Below are 16,381 nucleotides of genomic sequence, written 5' to 3'. Positions count from 1 at the left end.
TTATGCCAACAATCGGCCTATACACCGCGACCGAGAACGAACTCGGAGCCGTCCAGCAGGCGGCGGCGCGAACTGACGTCGACTTGGCCGTTCGCTCGGAGAGCGATCTCGACGATCAGACAGACGTCGACGCGTTCCTCGACGAGCTCGAAGATGCGGCGGCGGCGATCTTCTGGCTGCACGGCGCCGAGGAGAGTATGCCAGGGTACGACCACGCCGTCGGTCGTCTGGCGGAGGCTGGCGTCCCGCTGGTCGTCAAATCGACCGGTGACGCCTACGCACTCGAGGACACGTCCGTCATTGCGACAGACCGCGATCGAGTCTACGAGTACCTGGAGAAGGGTGGAACCAGCAACGTCGCGAACTGCGTTCGGTTCCTCGTCGACGAGTACGGGGCCGTCGAGTGTGACTACGATGAACCGGTGACGCTTCCAACGGAGGGAGTCTACCATCCGGACCATCCGGGGGCATCGTACGAGGAGCTGATAGGAACGTTAAATCCAGACACACCGACTGTCGCCATCTGGTTCTACGAATCTCATTGGACCCACGAGAACACGCGGTACGTCGACGGCCAGGTACGTGCCGTCGAGGCCCAGGGTGCGGATGCACTCCCTATTTTCTGTAATCCCGCGACGGACAGCGACGAACAGTGGGACGCTGAACGCGTAACGGAGGAGTGGCTTCTGGACGATGGAAAGCCTATCGTCGACGCCGTGCTCTCGTCGTTCATGTTCTCGCTGTCGATGGACGAGCGAGGGCGGGCGGCCGATGATGAGGGGAATGCTGCGGAGGATGTCTTCCTCGACCGGCTCGGCGTGCCCGTCATCCAGACCGTGACGACGATGCGGTCTCGCTCGCGGTACGAGAAAAGCGACACGGGCGTCATGGGCTTCGAACTCGCGCTGTCGGTCGCACTCCCGGAGTTCGACGGCAACGTCATCACTCATCCGATTAGCGGCAAGGAACGGACCGACGACGAGGCGGGCATCGGAAGCGCGCCGAAACAGCACTTCCCCATCGACGACCGGGTGGATCACGCCGCACGGCTCGCGGTTAACTGGGCGACGCTTCGGCATACTTCGAACGAAGAAAAGAACGTCGCGGTCGTCCTACACAACTACCCGCCGAGCGACGATGGCATCGGCACTGCCTTCGGACTCGACAGTCCCGAGAGCACCGTCAATCTTCTCCAGGAACTTCGGGAGCGCGGCTACGACCTCGGCGGACGGACACCGACGAACGGTCAGGCCTTGATAGACCAGTTGACCGCGCAGCTGACGCTCGACGACCGCTGGGTCGCCCCAGCGGACGTGCGCGACCTGAGCGTCGACATCGTCCCCACCGAGCAGTATCGCGAGTGGTTCGCGGCCACGGACGAACGCTTCCAGTCGAACATCGTGGACGAGTGGGGCGAAGTCCCCGACCGTCCGTTCGCTATCCCTGGCGTCGAGTTCGGGAACGTCCTCGTCACCGTCCAACCACCGCGTGGATTCGGGATGGACCCATCGAAGGTCTATCACGACTCCGACCTCCAGCCTCCTCACGACTACGTGGCGTTCTACGGCTGGCTCCGGACCACGTTCGATGCCGACGCCGTCGTTCACCTCGGCACGCACGGGAGTCTGGAGTGGCTTCCTGGCAAGACGGTCGGGCTGAACGGCGAGAGCGCTCCGGACCAGCTCGTCGACGATATCCCGAACGTCTACCCGTACATCATTAACAATCCGGGCGAGGGGACCCAGGCGAAACGGCGCTCGTACGCGGCCATCGTCGACTACCTGACGCCGGTGATGCGCAACGCCGGCACGTACGACGAACTGGCCGAACTCGAGGAACTCGCAGACCAGTATCGCGAAGCCGGGATGGAAGACGCCCGCACCGACGACGGCGAACATCTCGAACGGCTCCTTCGCGAGAAAGTCGACGAACTCGACCTTGCGGTCGAACTCGGCATCGCAGGCGATATAGACGAACGCGTCGACGTTCGCGGTCCAGAGGAAGCCGGTACGACGCTCGCGGAGGGGAGAGTCGACGGTGACGAGGTCGACGTCGATGAACTCGTCGAACGTATCCACGGATACCTCACGGACGTGAAGACGACGCAGATTCGGATGGGGCTCCACACGATGAGCGAGCCTCCAGAGGCGGACCGTCTCGTCGAGTACCTCGTCGCACTCACGCGCCTGGAGAACCCAGGCGGGCCCAGTCTCCGGGAGAGTGTGGCCGGCGTGCTCGGCGTCGACTACCAGCGGATGCTCGACGAACCGGGGGTATACGACGACGAACTGGGCATGACACTCTCGGAGGCTGCCGACGAAGTGTACGAGACGAGTATCGAGCTCGTGGAGACGCTGGCCGACCACGGCTTCGACATTCCGGCTTCGGAGGGAGAAGCGAGACCGGAGGACGAGGTTAACATGAACCTTCTCGTAGTGGACATCGACCCGCTCGGGGACGCACGTGCGAAATCCGGCGCACACAACGACCTCCGGGACGCGCTGGCGTTCATCTGTGAAGAGGTTGCTCCTCGCGTCCGAGGTGCGGAGGACGAGATTCCGAGAACGGCAGACGCCCTGGCCGGCGAATACGTCCCGCCTGGCGGGAGCGGTGCGCCGACGCGGGGCGGGGTCGACCTACTGCCGACGGCACGAAACTTCTACACGCTGGACCCGCGGAAGGTGCCGGCCAAGAGCGCGTGGCGCGTCGGGAAGGAGGTCGCGGACGGCATCGCAGCGCGTCACCACGAAGCGGAAGGCGCGTATCCCGAAGAGATCGGCGTCGTCGCGTGGGGGACGCCGACCGTTCGAACCCGAGGCGAGACCATCGCCCAGGTGCTTGCGCTGATGGGCGTCGAACCCGAGTGGACCGACGCCGGACGTATCGACGGCGTCACTCCCATTCCCCTGGACGAACTCGATCGCCCCCGGATCGACGTCACCACTCGCGTTTCGGGGCTGTTCCGCGACGCTTTCCCGCAGGTCGCAGGCGTTGTTCACGACGCCGTCGACGCGGTCGTGGACCTCGACGAACCACACGAAATGAACTACGTCAAAAAGCACGTCGAGGAGGAAGCCGAGCAGCTCGACGAGCAGGGTGTCGACGACCCCGAAAAGGCCGCCAGACATCGGGTGTTCACGACCCGACCCGGTGGGTACGGTGCGGGCACGAACAAAGCAGTCGACGAGGGGAACTGGGACGACCGGTCCGACCTCGCCGACGTGTACGTCCAGTGGGGCGGATACGCCCTCGGGAAGCGGGGGCGCGTCGCGGAGGCGCACGAGTCCTTCGAGCGACGCCTCGGAGGCGTCGACGCCACGGTCAAGATCGAGGATACTGCCGAACAGGACGAGTTCGACAGCTCCGACTGGTACGCGTTCCACGGCGGATTCATCACCGCCGTTTCGGAGATCGCGGGCGAGGAGCCAGCCTCCTACGTCGGCGACTCCAGCGATCCCGACAACGTCTCGGTGTACACCAACGAGGAGAAAGTCCGCAAGGCGATGCGCGCCCGCGTGCTCAATCCCGACTGGCTCGACAGCATGGAGGAACACGACTACAAGGGTGCTGGCGACCTGTCGAGTACTGTGGACGTCGTCCTCGGCTGGGACGCGACCACCGGCGTCGTGAGTGACGCGCTCTGGGCCGACGTCGCCGAAAAGTACGCGTTCGACGAGGACCGACAGGAGTGGATGCGCGACGTGAACCCGTGGGCCCTGGAGAGCATTAGTGACACGCTCCTCGAGGCGATCGACCGCGGTCTGTGGGACGCCGACGACGAGACCGCCGATCAGCTCCGGGACATCAATCTCCGAGTGGACGGTGACATCGAAGCGCGTGCCGGGAACGCGAACGCAACGGAGGTGTCCAGCGATGACGACTGACGCCGTCGAAGAAATCGATTGGACCCTCGGTAGCGGCGCTACCCCTCTGCTAGAACAGCCCGAGTGCCAGCACGCCGAGGACGTCGCCACTGCGATATACGAAGACGCGGAGCGCATCAAGCGAGGTGAAGTCGAGGAAGCTCTCGGCAAACTCGACGCACGCGGTGAACTCGGCGATGCTCAGCGCGATGTCGTCGAAGGGTTGGCCGACGCCATCGTCGATCAGCTCCTAGCAGCACCGATAACGCGTATTCAGAGAGGAGGCGACGGGTCTACTCTCGACACCGTAGTTCGACTATTCGATCTCGATATCGAGGTCGAGGCGGATGACGATGAAATGCACGAGTATGGTTCGTATCAACCGGAGGCGACGAGCGTTGACAGCTGACGACAGCCGAACGGACGGCGGTAGCGAGACCGAGAACGCTAGTGAGGTCGAAGAGTACGCCGATCTCGGTGCGACTACTGAGAACGCGATGGAGATCGCCGAGACGAGCATGGATCGCGTGCGCGAACTCGTCCCGGACGAGAGGTTAGCCGACCGCATCCGACAGAAGAGTGTCCATGCCACGGGCGATCCCGAGTTCCAGCACCTCGTGCGGTTCACCGGTGAGACCGAGGATGAACCGGTCGCCGCTGGCTCTCGGGCGGTCCTCGACGAACATCCGATCGTTACCGACATCACGATGGTCAAGGCCGGTATCACTGGTCGCGGTCACGACTGCCCTGTTCAGAAGGCCATCGGGAACGGTGCCGAACTCGCGAAACGGACTGGCATGACGCGGACGGCTGCGTCTGTACTCGAACTCGACAAACAGGGGGTTTACGACGGCGCCATCGCCGTCATCGGGAACGCCCCGACCGCAGCACTCGCCCTCGCAGACTGTATCGAAGACGGCACGCGCCCGGCAGTCGTGGTTGCCACTCCGGTCGGCTTCGTCAAAGCTGCGGAGAGTCGGACACGGCTGCGCGAGGTCGCGGGCTCGTACGGCATCCCTGCAATCACGAACGTTGGCCGGCGTGGCGGAAGCGGGTTGGCAGCCGGCCTGACGAACGAACTCGTCCACGTAGCAAGCGACGTCCGGAGTGGAGAGGTCGACCTCCCGTGAGCGACACGTACGACTTAGACTCCGGCCCCGATCCAGCGGCACTGGCGGCATCGGTCCCTGAACCTGAGTCCGTATCTGCGGAGAACCCGGTGTACGCAGTCGGTATCGGTCCGGGGAACCTGGAGTATCTGACCCCTCGCAGCGAGCGCGCAATCCGCGATGCCGATGTCGTCGTGGGTTTCGAAACCGTCGTCGAGTTCGTCCGCGAGAAGACGAACGCCGACCTACTCAGGTGTGGGTATCGTGATGAGGCCGAGACGCTTGCGACGTTCGCTGACCGCGTGGCTAACGGGGAGTCCGGAACGGCCGTCCTGATGGGTGATCCGAACCACTCGGGCTATCAGTTCGTCGGGAAAGTTCAGTCAGCTGTCAAACGGCCCGTTCGGGTCATCCCTGGAATCTCGTCCCTGCAGGTGGCCGCCAGCAGAGCACGAACACCAATGGAGGAGACGGTCTTCGTGACCCTCCACAAGAGTGGAGATATCACACCTGACCTCCGTCGACTTTGCGACGAGGTCGGTGACCGACACCTCCTCGTGCTCCCGCGTCCCTACGACTGGATGCCGGAGGACATCGCCGCCGAGTTACTCGATGCAGGTGCATCCCCCTCGCTCGAGGCTCTCGTCCTAGAACGGCTGACACACGATGACGAAGAAGTGAAGACGACGACGCTAGGAGGACTCCAGGCACTCACGAACGAATCAGATGACGAAACGTCACCGTTCTCCGATCTTTCGATATTAGCTGTTCGGTCCAACTAGCTTAGACCGATTCAGTCTGCTTCTGAATCTTCGTTTTTTATCGCTGTTAAGGCGGTGGCGCAGAACTGTTCTCATAGCGTGATGGTTGGGCTGGCGACATCGTTTCCTCGATGGTGATTAGCGAGTGCAACGGCCAATCGAAGGCAAAGAGCGATGAAGACGTGTGCTTTGACGCGTACTCGGCCTCGGACCCGCGGGGTCCCGAGGCCGAGATCCTTGCAGACGCCAATCGCTGTTTCAACCCGTGAGCGTTCTGCATACGTCTCGTCGAGTTGGCGCTGCCAGAGACGAACTGTGTCGCTGTGTGCTTTGATTCGTTCTTCGACGCGGTATTCTATGTCTGGAGGATCGTCTGTATTCCGTGGGTTGTACGGTGATATCGGCACGACTGACTGCTCCAGCAGCCAGTCGTGCCACCCCAGCATATCGAACTCAGAATCACCGAGGAACCAGCGTGGCGTGTCGACGGCGAGCGCGTCACGCGTGACGCGCATCGCCGTCTCCTCATCGACCTTCTTCCCAGGAGTGAACGCCGCTGCAACCGGAATATTGTCTGCTGCAGTGACGACACAGCAACCGTAGCCGTAGTAGTAGGCGTCTTCTGCGTGATCGTAGTTCCAGTCAGCGTCCTCGTCACGGTGATCGACGGGGATGTCTGTGCCGTCGATGCGGAAGAGCTTGCCGAGCGGGACTTGCTCGGCAAGCTCGTGGACTAACTCGATGAATACGTCCTCGGCGACCAGTTCGAAGTCGGTGATGAATCTTGAGAGTGTCCGCCGGGACGGCGGACGCTCGAAGCCACACTGTCGCCAGACGTCCTCGTTGTGGAGTTCCCGTGCCATCGGACGAGGACCGTAGATATCGTGGTAGAAGCAGTGGAGGACACCTTTCAGGAGTTCTGGTGGGTCGTGCACCCGTGTTCGCCCCCTCGGATCGGGGGCGAACACGGGATAGTCGGTGAGAAACGAGACATCGAGGTGTTCGAACAGTGCCGTTGTCTCCGTCTCCAGTGCTTTGAAAACCTGTTCGACCGTATCGTTACTCGGTAGGACGGACTTGCTGCTGGACACATCAATTTCGTCCTACCGCTTCCTTGTGAGGACTTCTGCACCACCGCCCGCTGTTAATGCTATCTACGGGCTACTGAGTGTCCACTATGTGTCACTATCGCCGCTCTCTCGCTGCACGGAATCTGGCTCACCAAAACTTATTTGACAGTCCGTCTCAACCAGTAAGACAACCCAAATTGGGTTAACACAAATAAACTTGTGTGAGTGGATGACCCATGACAACCGAATCAATCCTGCTCATCGGCCGTAATACGAGAAACGCCCACGAAGTGCTCGAAGCACACGCCGGTCGTCTCAGCCGGCGTTCCGTCGTCGATGACGTCGAGATAGCGACGTACGAGAGTGAACCGATCCGTGGGCTCAAAAAAAAGTTCGAGCGGATTTCTGCGGATACAGTGTATGCAGTCCCAATGTGTGCCGCACATAGCCACGACACGATCGATGGCGTCCCCGCCGCGCTCTCCTATGTCCCAGGGGACATCCACTACTGCGAACCACCCGGTCAGAGCCCGGCCGTCACCGAGGTGATAGAAGAGAAAGGAGCAAGTCTGATTCCGGCATCTGACGACGTCTCTCTCATCCTCGTTGGATTCGGGAGTAGTTCGAAACCGTACCACCGGCAAACAACCGACTATCACGCAGCACGACTTCGAGAACAATCGGGATACGGAGAAGTGCTGACCTGTTATCTCCTCCAGAATCCCACAGTCGAATGTGTCCGGTACAATACTAGCAAGAACCAGTCGGTAGCTGTCCCGCTCTTTCTGACACGAACCGAAGCGACCGAGAGCAGGATTCCCGACGAGCTCGAACTCGCACGCGGTGGCATCGAGTATGCTGACCCGTTTGGAGCGCATCCACGAATAACAGACGCCGTTCACGCGGAGGTCGAAAAGCAGCGCGCGCTCGCTGGCGACGACGGTGCGTCGGCAGCCTCGTTCGAAGCGCAATTGACCCGGACACGACGCCCGGTTGCAACCGACGGAGAAGAGGTCCAGCGGTAATGATTCGGGTCACACAATGAGAGTCGTTCTCGTCGCAGGAAACACCGATACGGCCCGTATCGATGGGATCAGCGCAGCAGGGGCCAACCCTGACGCGATGGTTCACACGCCCAGTGCAGATCTCGAAATCGTCGAATACGGTCATCCAGTCCAAGCTCCGGTCGTTCCGGTTAGCCCGACCGGCTGCCCAACGCCAGCGGTCATCACTCGCGCTGTCCGCGAACTCCTCGGATTCGACCTGCTTGCCGTCGACGCTGGGCTCGCCAGATCGACGGCGGCACCGACGGTCACGATCGGAGACGAGGTCGGAAACGATATTCGAACCCCGGACCCGGTCGCGTCGGCATCGGACACGTTCGAAGCCGCTCGTCGACTGGGTCGCTCCCTGCCCGATAAGGAACTCGTGATCGGCGAGACGATTCCCGGTGGCACGACGACTGCTCTCGGTGTTCTGACCGCACTCGGGGAGCAGCCGACCGTCTCCTCGTCGCTGCCGGAGAACCCACTCTCGCTCAAGCGCGACGTCGTCGGCGAAGCACTGGACACGAGTAGCATGTCGAGCGGGAGCGCTGCCGGTAACCCGCTAGAGGCGGTTCGGTACGTCGGCGATCCGGTACTCGCTGTCGTGGCCGGATTGACTGCCGGAGCGACTGACGCGGGGAAGAGCGTAACGCTCGCCGGCGGTACCCAGATGGCCGCCGCCGCGCTCGTTCGGCATGCAGGCACGGATGCTTCGATCTCGCTCGAGACCACTTCTTTCATTGCTGTAGACGAAACGGCGGGAATCCGCGAACTTGCGGACGATCTCGACGTAGCGCTGACGGTCACCGATCCCGGTTTCGATAGTGTGAGTCATCCGGCGATGGATGCCTACGTGGCTGGCGAGGCCAAGGAGGGCGTGGGAATGGGCGGGGCGTTGTCGCTGGCTGCCGCTGCCGACGTATCGATGGCAGCCGTACGCGAGAAAATCGCCACCGTCTACGACAGGCTCGTCGGTGAGGAGGTCACTGCTAACGCATGAAGGGCATCGTTATCGGTGGAACCCGTTCGGGCGTCGGGAAGACCGTGGCCACGCTCGCCATCATTCGGGCTCTCCAAGAGCGGGAATACACGGTCCAACCCGCCAAAGCCGGTCCCGATTTCATCGATCCCAGTCATCACGAGCGCGTGGCCGGTCGGCCCTCGCGAACGCTCGACCGCTGGCTCCAGGGTGAGGACGGGCTTCGGCGGAACTACTACCGAGGCGACGGCGACGTCTGTGTCGTGGAGGGCGTGATGGGGTTGTACGACGGCGACGGCTCCAGTACCGCCATGGTCGCCGAGTCACTCGACCTTCCCGTCGTTCTCGCCGTCGATGCAAAAGCTGGGATGGAAAGCGTCGCCGCGACTGCACTCGGATTTCAGCGATACAGCGAACATGCCGACACCGACGTCGATGTCGCAGGTGTCATTGCACAACGCGCTCACGGCGGACGCCACGAACGTGGCATTCGCGATGCACTGCCGGACGATTTGACGTACCTGGGTCGAATCCCCCCTCGCGACGATTTCGAGATTCCCGACCGCCATCTTGGGCTGCACATGGGGGACGAATCCCCGCTCTCAACGGAGGTCCTAGACGATGCGGCCGAACACATCCGTACTGAACGACTCGTTGATATCGCGCGGACACCTCCACAGCTCGATCGAGAACCAGTCCAGCCGGAGGCGGACAAGCGAGTTGCGGTCGCTCGGGACGACGCATTCCGCTTCTATTATCCCGCGACTATCGAGCGCCTTCGTGAGCGTGCAAGCGTGGTCACGTTCGCGCCGACGGCGGGAGACGAACTCCCCGACTGCGACGGGGTCTATCTTCCGGGAGGATACCCCGAACTTCACGCTGCCACGCTGGAGAACAGTCCTTCGATACGACAACTCGGCGCTGGGGCGGCCGATGGGCTTCCTATCGTCGGCGAGTGTGGCGGGCTGATGACGCTCGCCGAGACGCTGACTACCGACGAAGGCGACACCCACCGAATGGCGGGGGTCCTCCCTGCGGATGTGCAGATGCACGACCGGTATCAGGCACTCGATCACGTCGAACTCCGCGCCCGAGAAAGTACACTTACTGCCGGCTCGGGGCAGTCCCTGCGAGGCCACGAGTTCCACTATTCCAGTGCTGATGTCGCCAGAGACGGTCAGTTCGCGTTCGATGTCAAGCGGGGTGACGGCATCGAAGACGGTCGGGACGGGCTTTACGAGTACGAGACGCTCGGGACGTACTGTCACGTCCACCCCGCTAGCGGGGCCTTCGACGCGTTCCTCGAGGCGATGTAAGATGCGACACGGAAACGAAACCGTCGCCGCGGTCTCGTTCGATCTCTTCGGAACCCTCGTAACGGTAAACGAGGTCCGGATCACGGAGCGTTCGCCGGAGGAAAACGACCATCTGTTGGGGGTGTTTCATGATGTTTGAAGTCGAGTCGTCGATTGGGTGCTCCGGGTTCGTCGAGGGTCAGCTCGCTGACTCTCGACGGCTTGGGGCCGAGGGGTCAAACGGAAAAACACGTCGGAAAAAACAGGAGGTAGAAGCTGATGTCCGGTGACATCGGAAAAGTATATCTCGTCGGAGCGGGTCCCGGCGATGCCGAACTCCTCACCGTGAAGGCGAAACGCCTCCTCGAAAACTCAGACGTCATTTTCCACGACTCGCTCGTCGGTGACGGTGTCCTCGACTGGATCCCCGAAAACGCTGAGATCCACAACGTCGGAAAGAAGCCCGGAGGCGAGCGCACACCCCAGGACAAAATAAACCGTATGATGGCTACGCAAGCCACGAACGGTAAACAGGTCGTCCGTCTCAAGGGAGGGGATCCGAACGTTTTCGGGAGAGGTGGGGAAGAGGCAGAGTACCTCGCCTCCGAGGGAGTGGTGTTCGAGGTCGTTCCAGGCGTCTCAAGCGCCGTGGCGGCTCCGGGGGTTGCCGGCATTCCGGTGACACACCGTGAGTACTCGTCGTCGTTCACCGTCGTCACGGGGCACGAGGATCCGACCAAGGACAAGAGCGCCCTCGACTGGGACTCCCTCGCCTCAAACGTCGAAACCGGTGGAACGCTCGTCATCCTCATGGGTGTCCGACGACTCCCCGACAACCTCGACGCCCTCCTCAAAAACGGCGTTGAGGACGACACATCCACGGCGATAGTCCAGAAGTCAACCTGGAACGACGAGTTCACCGTCACCGGGACGCTCAACAACATAACCGAAAAAGTCCGGAACGCGGGTGTCGATTCTCCTGCCGTCACCGTCGTCGGTGACGTCGTCGACGTCCACAGAAATGTCGCCGACTGGCTCGGAGGCACGGCCTCAGCGGCGGCGGAGGAAAAGATCGAACCGAGGCGGAACGAGACGCTTCGGGAACATTGCAGAGGGGAACACACAGATTCTAGAGAGGGATCTGTAGTCGATACCGAACACAGTGATACCGACTATGGTGTCGTTACCGATCGACATGCCGAGGTGTTCGACTCATGACAGAGGATCCCATTCACAGCGCAGACGAGAGCGAAGCATCGTCTCGAACGCCTGGCGGTGGCGTGACTCCGAAAGCTGAAGACATCGAACTGGCGACACCCGAAGAGTTCGGTCTCGTTCAGGTCTGGTGGGGTGAAGGGAAAGGAAAGACCACCGCAGCACTGGGAATGGGGTTTCGCGCAGCGGGCCACGGTTATCGCGTCCATGTGCTTCAGTTCATGAAGGGAGGTGCGTCGAGTGTTGAGGACGTCCGCGGGGAGTACAACGCGATAGGAGCGATGCCCGGGATCTCCTACGAGAACTCGGGACACTACGGCTGGCACGGACTACGAGACGGAACGGATGAGGACGATCACGCTGCGAGAGCCCGCGGAGGTCTCGAACGCGCCCGCGAGTTGCTCGCTTCCTGGGATGACCCGGACTTGGAATCGGTCCTTCCGCTCAATGGGCCTCCAGAGGATGGCGTGCATATGCTGATGCTTGACGAGATACTGTATGCTGCAAACCGCGACCTCATCAGCCCCGACGCCGTGGTGAATCTCATTGAGGCGAAACCCGAGCGTCTCGAGCTCGTACTCACGGGAGGACACGAGAAACCAACGTACGTCTACGATCACGCCGACCTCGTCACGAACGTCCGAAAAGAGAAACACCCGTTCGAGGCGGGACATCGGGCGCGGAAGGGGACGGAGTACTGATGACACGAACGGTACTCGTCGCGGGAACGGCGAGTCACGTGGGCAAGAGCACGGTCGTTGCCGGGCTGTGTCGACGACTTTCTCGCGAGGGAGTGGCGGTCGCTCCATTCAAGGCCCAGAACATGAGCAACAACGCCCGGGCAGTCGTGACCCCAGACGGTAATTGGGGAGAGATCGGCGTCTCGCAGTTCGTACAGGCGCGTGCCGCGAACGTGGCGCCGACGACCGATATGAACCCGGTGCTGTTGAAACCTCGCGGCGAGGGCGAGAGTCAGCTCGTCATTCAGGGAGAGGCTGTCGGCCACTACGAACCGGGGGAGTACTACGACGAACACTGGGCGCAGGCGCGTCAGGCAGCTATCGAATCCTACGAACGGCTGGCGGCGGAGTACGATCTCATCGTCGCCGAGGGCGCGGGAAGCATCGCAGAGATTAATCTCCACGACTGCGACCTGGCAAACGTCGAAACTGCCCGGTTCGCCGATGCATCCATCGTCCTCCTGGGGGACATCGAACGTGGTGGCGTGTTCGCCAGTCTCTACGGCACGCTCGAACTCATGCCGGAGGACCTCCGCGACCGGGTTCGAGGCGTCGTAATCACCAAATTCCGTGGTGATGCGTCGCTCCTAGACCCCGGTATCGAAGAACTCGAAGCCAAGATGGGTACTCCCGTTCTCGGAGTTCTCCCCTACGACGACCCAGGGTTGCCCGAGGAGGACAGCGTCTCGTTACCGTCCGAGGGACAGCGCGCTGTATTTGGTGACGACGATGGACATCCCCCTGAGCAGACCGTCACCATCGGTGTTCCTCGGCTTCCACGTATCTCGAATTTCACTGACCTCGCACCGTTGGCTGCTGTCCCGGGGGTTCGCGTCGAATACGTTCCAATCGACTCGCAGCTCGCAGACCTGGACGCTGTCATCCTTCCGGGAACAAAGAACACTGTCGACGATCTGCTCGCACTCAAAGAAGCAGGGTTAGATGACGCGTTGTCTTCCTTTTCGGGGCCGATCGTCGGCATCTGTGGCGGCTATCAGATGCTCGGTGAGCGAATAACGAACGCCTCCATCGAGGGCACGGGGACAGCGGACGTTATCGATGGGATCGGACTCCTTCCTGTCGAGACGTGCTTCTCACACCAGAAACGAGTCCAACAAGTGAGTCTAGAAGCCACAGGAACGGGACCGATCGACGGCGTAGCAGGCACTATTTCAGGATACGAGATTCACATGGGGCGAGCGACCTATACAGGAGCCGTCAAACAACCCTTGGAAGAGCAGAGTGCTGCCACCCAGTCCGTACTCGGGACCTATCTGCATGGATTATTCGAGAACGAGGACGTACGCGATGCGTTTCTAGACTCGGTATTCCGACACGCAAACAAACAGCGTGACGTCACTGACATGGAACAGCGTTCCTCGTACGATAGTGCTGCAGAGTTGGTTGATGAATTTGATTATTCAGTATTTACTAGATGTTTATAGTAAATCGGACTCCGTGACCTCTTTCTTCGACAGCGGGTGACTGGGAAGCTGAAATCGTGGAACTTTTAGGTTTGATGAGTGGCTCGCAATTCGACGAGGAAATTGCCGAGACGATGCACGTCGAACTAGAAGCAGAACGCCAGCATAAATCGATACAAGCAACCGTAACAGCCCTAAGATTTCCGCAGATGTGGGGAGTTCTTTAGCGCTTGATGCTCAGTGTCTCGAAGTGGTTTCGACTCCTGAGTCATATCGAGCTGTCTTTCGACGAATCACCCAACGCCCATACGTCGAGTGGCCGGCATACGATTCAACACCGCTGTACGATCGAACGTCGCTTGCCGGACTAGAATCAGATGTCCGAGTGGTCGCAGAGACGTGGTTCGACCACGATAGCCACAACTCGGTTGAGGAGTTCGTCTGGTCACTCCCGCTGGCCTACTTCCGGTTCAACACCTACGATTGCTATGGAGGTCTGACACGCTACGAGATGGACACCCTCTTTCGGATGTTCGTTCTGAAGGAACTCCACGGATGGGAGCACGAGACAGCACTCTGCGAGTACCTCGACAGCCATCCCGAACTGTGTGAGCACCTTGAGTTGGAAACAGTCCCCGACCAATCGACACTCTGGCGCAGTTGGCACACGCGCTTCACCGATGAGCTTCGCGAAACGGCCCAGAAAGCCGCTCGGACGATTCTCATCAAAGCGCTGAACGCGGATGTCGCTGTCCCCCGCGAACCGGAACAGACCCTTCCGCCTCGGGGCAATGACGCAGACGAATCACATCCCGACAACCGAGCCATTCTGGACAACGCTGAGACAATTACCGAGCACATCAGCCGTGTCGTCTTTCCCGCGTTCTCGCTTAATCGGGGCAGGGGCTGTGAGATCCACGAGAACGCCTACTGGAGCTTACAGACGTATCTCGGCCTTCGTGAAAACTTGGCCGCCAACGAGGGCGCTCGTAGCTTCATCCACGAGTCAACGCGGGAGCGGACACCACTCGGGCACGCTCATTGCGATCACATTCGCGCCCTCTCTATCGAGCAGATTCGAGAGATGTATCGACAGGCTCTCCGACAGCTCATAGACGAGGTCGCAGAGACTGAGGAGTTCTTCCGCGCAGGCATCGTCGCCATCGATATCACTGAAGCCGACCCCTTTACGGGCGACCGCACCGGCCACGAAGAGGAGATCATCGGGACGAAGGAGAAGACCGACGAGTACGCCTATCAGTGGGCGACAGTCCAGCTGGTCGGCAACGCTGTCCCACTCGTCCTCGATGCCTGCCCGGTACGGAAAGGCGAGTCACGCAAGGAGATCGTTGAGGACTTGTTGAATTCGGCGGAAGAACTCGTCCACGTCGATAACGTCCTGATGGACCGAGAGTTCGATAGCCAGCACGTTCTGGAAATGATAAGCCAGCGCGGGCTCTCCTACGTCGTTCCGAAGCGGATGCAGACGAGTGAGAAAGCCCAGGCCAAGCGGTTGCTCCAGCGAGACCAAGACCGATACGAGACCGACCGGAAGCTCCATCTTGGGAAGAACGAGTGGCACGAGACGACACTCATCTATCGTCGAAAGGAGAACTCCGAACACGACGACCACCGGCAGTACTCGGTGTTCATGACGAATTGCGGGAGTGGTCACCTCATAGAGTACGGGTATCGGTGGGAGATTGAGAGCGGCTACCGATCGATCAAGCGGTTCATGGCGGCGACGACATCGAAGGATTTCGGGCTTCGGTTCTTCTACTTCGCATTTGCCTGCCTATTGTACTCGATCTGGCGAGCTGTCGACTTGCTCGTCCAGGTTGAGTTGACTGGTGAGTACGAACACTCGCCGATGGTGACAGCAGATAATACACTGACGCTGCTGAAGAAGGAGACTGGAATCGGATAGCAGGGCCCTCGCTCTGGGTCAGCGCAGATTTCCGAGTGACAACGCTATCGTGAATCTCGGGAAAACGGCTATTTGGTTGCTAGTGCGACACGAAGAAGCGAACGAAGGGTGATCTGAAGGAGTTTCTGTTCACTGATTCGGCTGAAACCACGCATTACAGCTCTGCCAAATCCGGTATAGTCTCAACTTCCATCCCCTTCGGACGTCGAGCTAGTTCCGGTCGGTATCCGGGAGTGCTTTTGGACTGCCGACATCCCGCCACTCGGAACAGTCGATGGCCGCTGGCGGGGATCGATCACCGAGATACGTCTGTGGCAACCTGAAAGAGAGCCGGTCTGACTTCATTCCTCGCAGAGTACGAAACCCGCCCCGACGTAGAAATCGAGAACATTCAGCAGGTGCGTGCCGTCTGGAACGGCGACGAATGGGAGCTACACCTCGTCTGCAAGAAAGAGATTCCCGTCGAAGATGTACCGGGCGACAACACGGCGGGCATCGATCTCGGAATCAGCAACGTTCTCGCCATCGACTACAAAGATGGGACGAATGACGGCTGCCGCGTTCGTCGGTGCCTTCTTGTTCTATTACGTGGTACTCGGTCAGGGCTACTTCGCTCCCGTGATCGTACTGTCCGCTACGGTTGCCGTGGCCACGTTCGTCGCTGCTTGGTTCGCTTGGGGAGTCGTCCCGGAGATGCGGTACTGAGGGGCCGTCGCCGGGCTGTGTACGATTCTCCTGGCATACCCGCTCGTTGCGTTCGCCGCCCCTGTGTACGTCCTCCTCGCGAATCTGACCTCTATCGGGGGTGATACCTTCTTTGGACTCGCCGACGTTGGCTTTTTTCTACTTCTCCAGCAGAATTAACCATCAACGACGTGCTAACCGTGTCGGCATGGATAATCCTACCATTGACTGCGGCGCTCATCGTACTCCTCCCGCTCGGTGTGGTATT

14 protein-coding genes and 1 pseudogene are annotated in these 16,381 nt (G+C 60.6%); 14 read left to right on the top strand and 1 reads right to left on the bottom strand.

Going from position 1 to position 16,381, the window contains the following annotated elements:
- Positions 1-2 precede the first annotated feature (2 nt).
- Genes cobN through NLF94_RS08415 form a run of 4 tightly spaced genes read left to right on the top strand, consistent with a single transcriptional unit; the run spans position 3 to position 5,754 of the window.
- Positions 3-3,884, top strand: a complete 3,882-nt coding sequence (gene cobN / locus NLF94_RS08430) for a cobaltochelatase subunit CobN (RefSeq protein WP_254841019.1) — start codon at positions 3-5, stop codon at positions 3,882-3,884.
- Complete coding sequence (locus tag NLF94_RS08425) at positions 3,874-4,272, top strand: hypothetical protein (RefSeq protein ID WP_254841018.1); 399 nt, start codon at positions 3,874-3,876, stop codon at positions 4,270-4,272. Before cobN ends, NLF94_RS08425 begins: the two co-directional genes overlap by 11 nt.
- Positions 4,262-4,993 (top strand): precorrin-8X methylmutase, encoded by a 732-nt coding sequence (locus NLF94_RS08420; protein ID WP_254841017.1) that lies wholly within the window; start codon positions 4,262-4,264, stop codon positions 4,991-4,993. Before NLF94_RS08425 ends, NLF94_RS08420 begins: the two co-directional genes overlap by 11 nt.
- Entirely contained in the window at positions 4,990-5,754 is a 765-nt protein-coding gene (locus NLF94_RS08415) for a cobalt-precorrin-7 (C(5))-methyltransferase (RefSeq protein ID WP_254841016.1), read from the top strand. Before NLF94_RS08420 ends, NLF94_RS08415 begins: the two co-directional genes overlap by 4 nt.
- A 71-nt stretch (positions 5,755-5,825) precedes the next feature.
- On the opposite strand, the gene NLF94_RS08410 is transcribed toward NLF94_RS08415, so the two are convergent.
- Positions 5,826-6,824: a transposase gene (locus tag NLF94_RS08410; protein ID WP_254837543.1), complete on the bottom strand. Its 999-nt coding sequence runs from the start codon at positions 6,822-6,824 to the stop codon at positions 5,826-5,828.
- A gap of 215 nt (positions 6,825-7,039) precedes the next feature.
- Between NLF94_RS08410 and NLF94_RS08405 the strand changes: the two genes are divergently transcribed.
- The 10 genes and pseudogenes from NLF94_RS08405 (at position 7,040) to NLF94_RS08360 (ending at position 16,134) form a co-directional block, all read left to right on the top strand.
- Positions 7,040-7,828 (top strand): CbiX/SirB N-terminal domain-containing protein, encoded by a 789-nt coding sequence (locus NLF94_RS08405; protein ID WP_254841015.1) that lies wholly within the window; start codon positions 7,040-7,042, stop codon positions 7,826-7,828.
- Positions 7,829-7,844: 16 nt separating this feature from the next.
- Complete coding sequence (gene cobT / locus NLF94_RS08400) at positions 7,845-8,849, top strand: nicotinate mononucleotide-dependent phosphoribosyltransferase CobT (RefSeq protein ID WP_254841014.1); 1,005 nt, start codon at positions 7,845-7,847, stop codon at positions 8,847-8,849.
- Positions 8,846-10,144, top strand: a complete 1,299-nt coding sequence (locus NLF94_RS08395; protein WP_254841013.1) for a cobyrinic acid a,c-diamide synthase — start codon at positions 8,846-8,848, stop codon at positions 10,142-10,144. The genes cobT and NLF94_RS08395 overlap by 4 nt, the downstream gene beginning before the upstream one ends.
- Position 10,145: 1 nt before the next feature.
- Positions 10,146-10,283 (top strand): hypothetical protein, encoded by a 138-nt coding sequence (locus tag NLF94_RS08390; RefSeq protein WP_254841012.1) that lies wholly within the window; start codon positions 10,146-10,148, stop codon positions 10,281-10,283.
- A 119-nt stretch (positions 10,284-10,402) separates the two neighbouring features.
- A complete protein-coding gene (cobA, locus tag NLF94_RS08385) occupies positions 10,403-11,341 on the top strand; it encodes a uroporphyrinogen-III C-methyltransferase (RefSeq protein ID WP_350355855.1) in 939 nt (312 codons plus the stop codon).
- Positions 11,338-12,039, top strand: coding sequence for a cob(I)yrinic acid a,c-diamide adenosyltransferase (locus NLF94_RS08380; protein ID WP_254841011.1), 702 nt, complete (start codon positions 11,338-11,340; stop codon positions 12,037-12,039). Before cobA ends, NLF94_RS08380 begins: the two co-directional genes overlap by 4 nt.
- Positions 12,039-13,523, top strand: coding sequence for a cobyric acid synthase (locus NLF94_RS08375; protein ID WP_254841010.1), 1,485 nt, complete (start codon positions 12,039-12,041; stop codon positions 13,521-13,523). The genes NLF94_RS08380 and NLF94_RS08375 overlap by 1 nt, the downstream gene beginning before the upstream one ends.
- Positions 13,524-13,752: 229 nt before the next feature.
- On the top strand, positions 13,753-15,429 hold the full coding sequence (locus NLF94_RS08370) for a transposase (protein ID WP_254841009.1): 1,677 nt from the start codon (positions 13,753-13,755) through the stop codon (positions 15,427-15,429).
- A gap of 316 nt (positions 15,430-15,745) precedes the next feature.
- Positions 15,746-15,980, top strand: a pseudogene (locus tag NLF94_RS08365) (RNA-guided endonuclease TnpB family protein); the annotation flags it as partial.
- Positions 15,976-16,134, top strand: coding sequence for a hypothetical protein (locus tag NLF94_RS08360; RefSeq protein ID WP_254841008.1), 159 nt, complete (start codon positions 15,976-15,978; stop codon positions 16,132-16,134). The pseudogene NLF94_RS08365 and the gene NLF94_RS08360, both read left to right, overlap by 5 nt.
- Positions 16,135-16,381: the final 247 nt, after the last annotated feature.

The organism is Natronomonas marina, from assembly GCF_024298905.1.
In the GTDB taxonomy this organism is placed as follows: Archaea; Halobacteriota; Halobacteria; order Halobacteriales; family Haloarculaceae; genus Natronomonas; species Natronomonas marina.
Note: the sequence above shows the minus strand (reverse complement) of the source record. Positions and strands in the feature narration are given on the sequence as shown.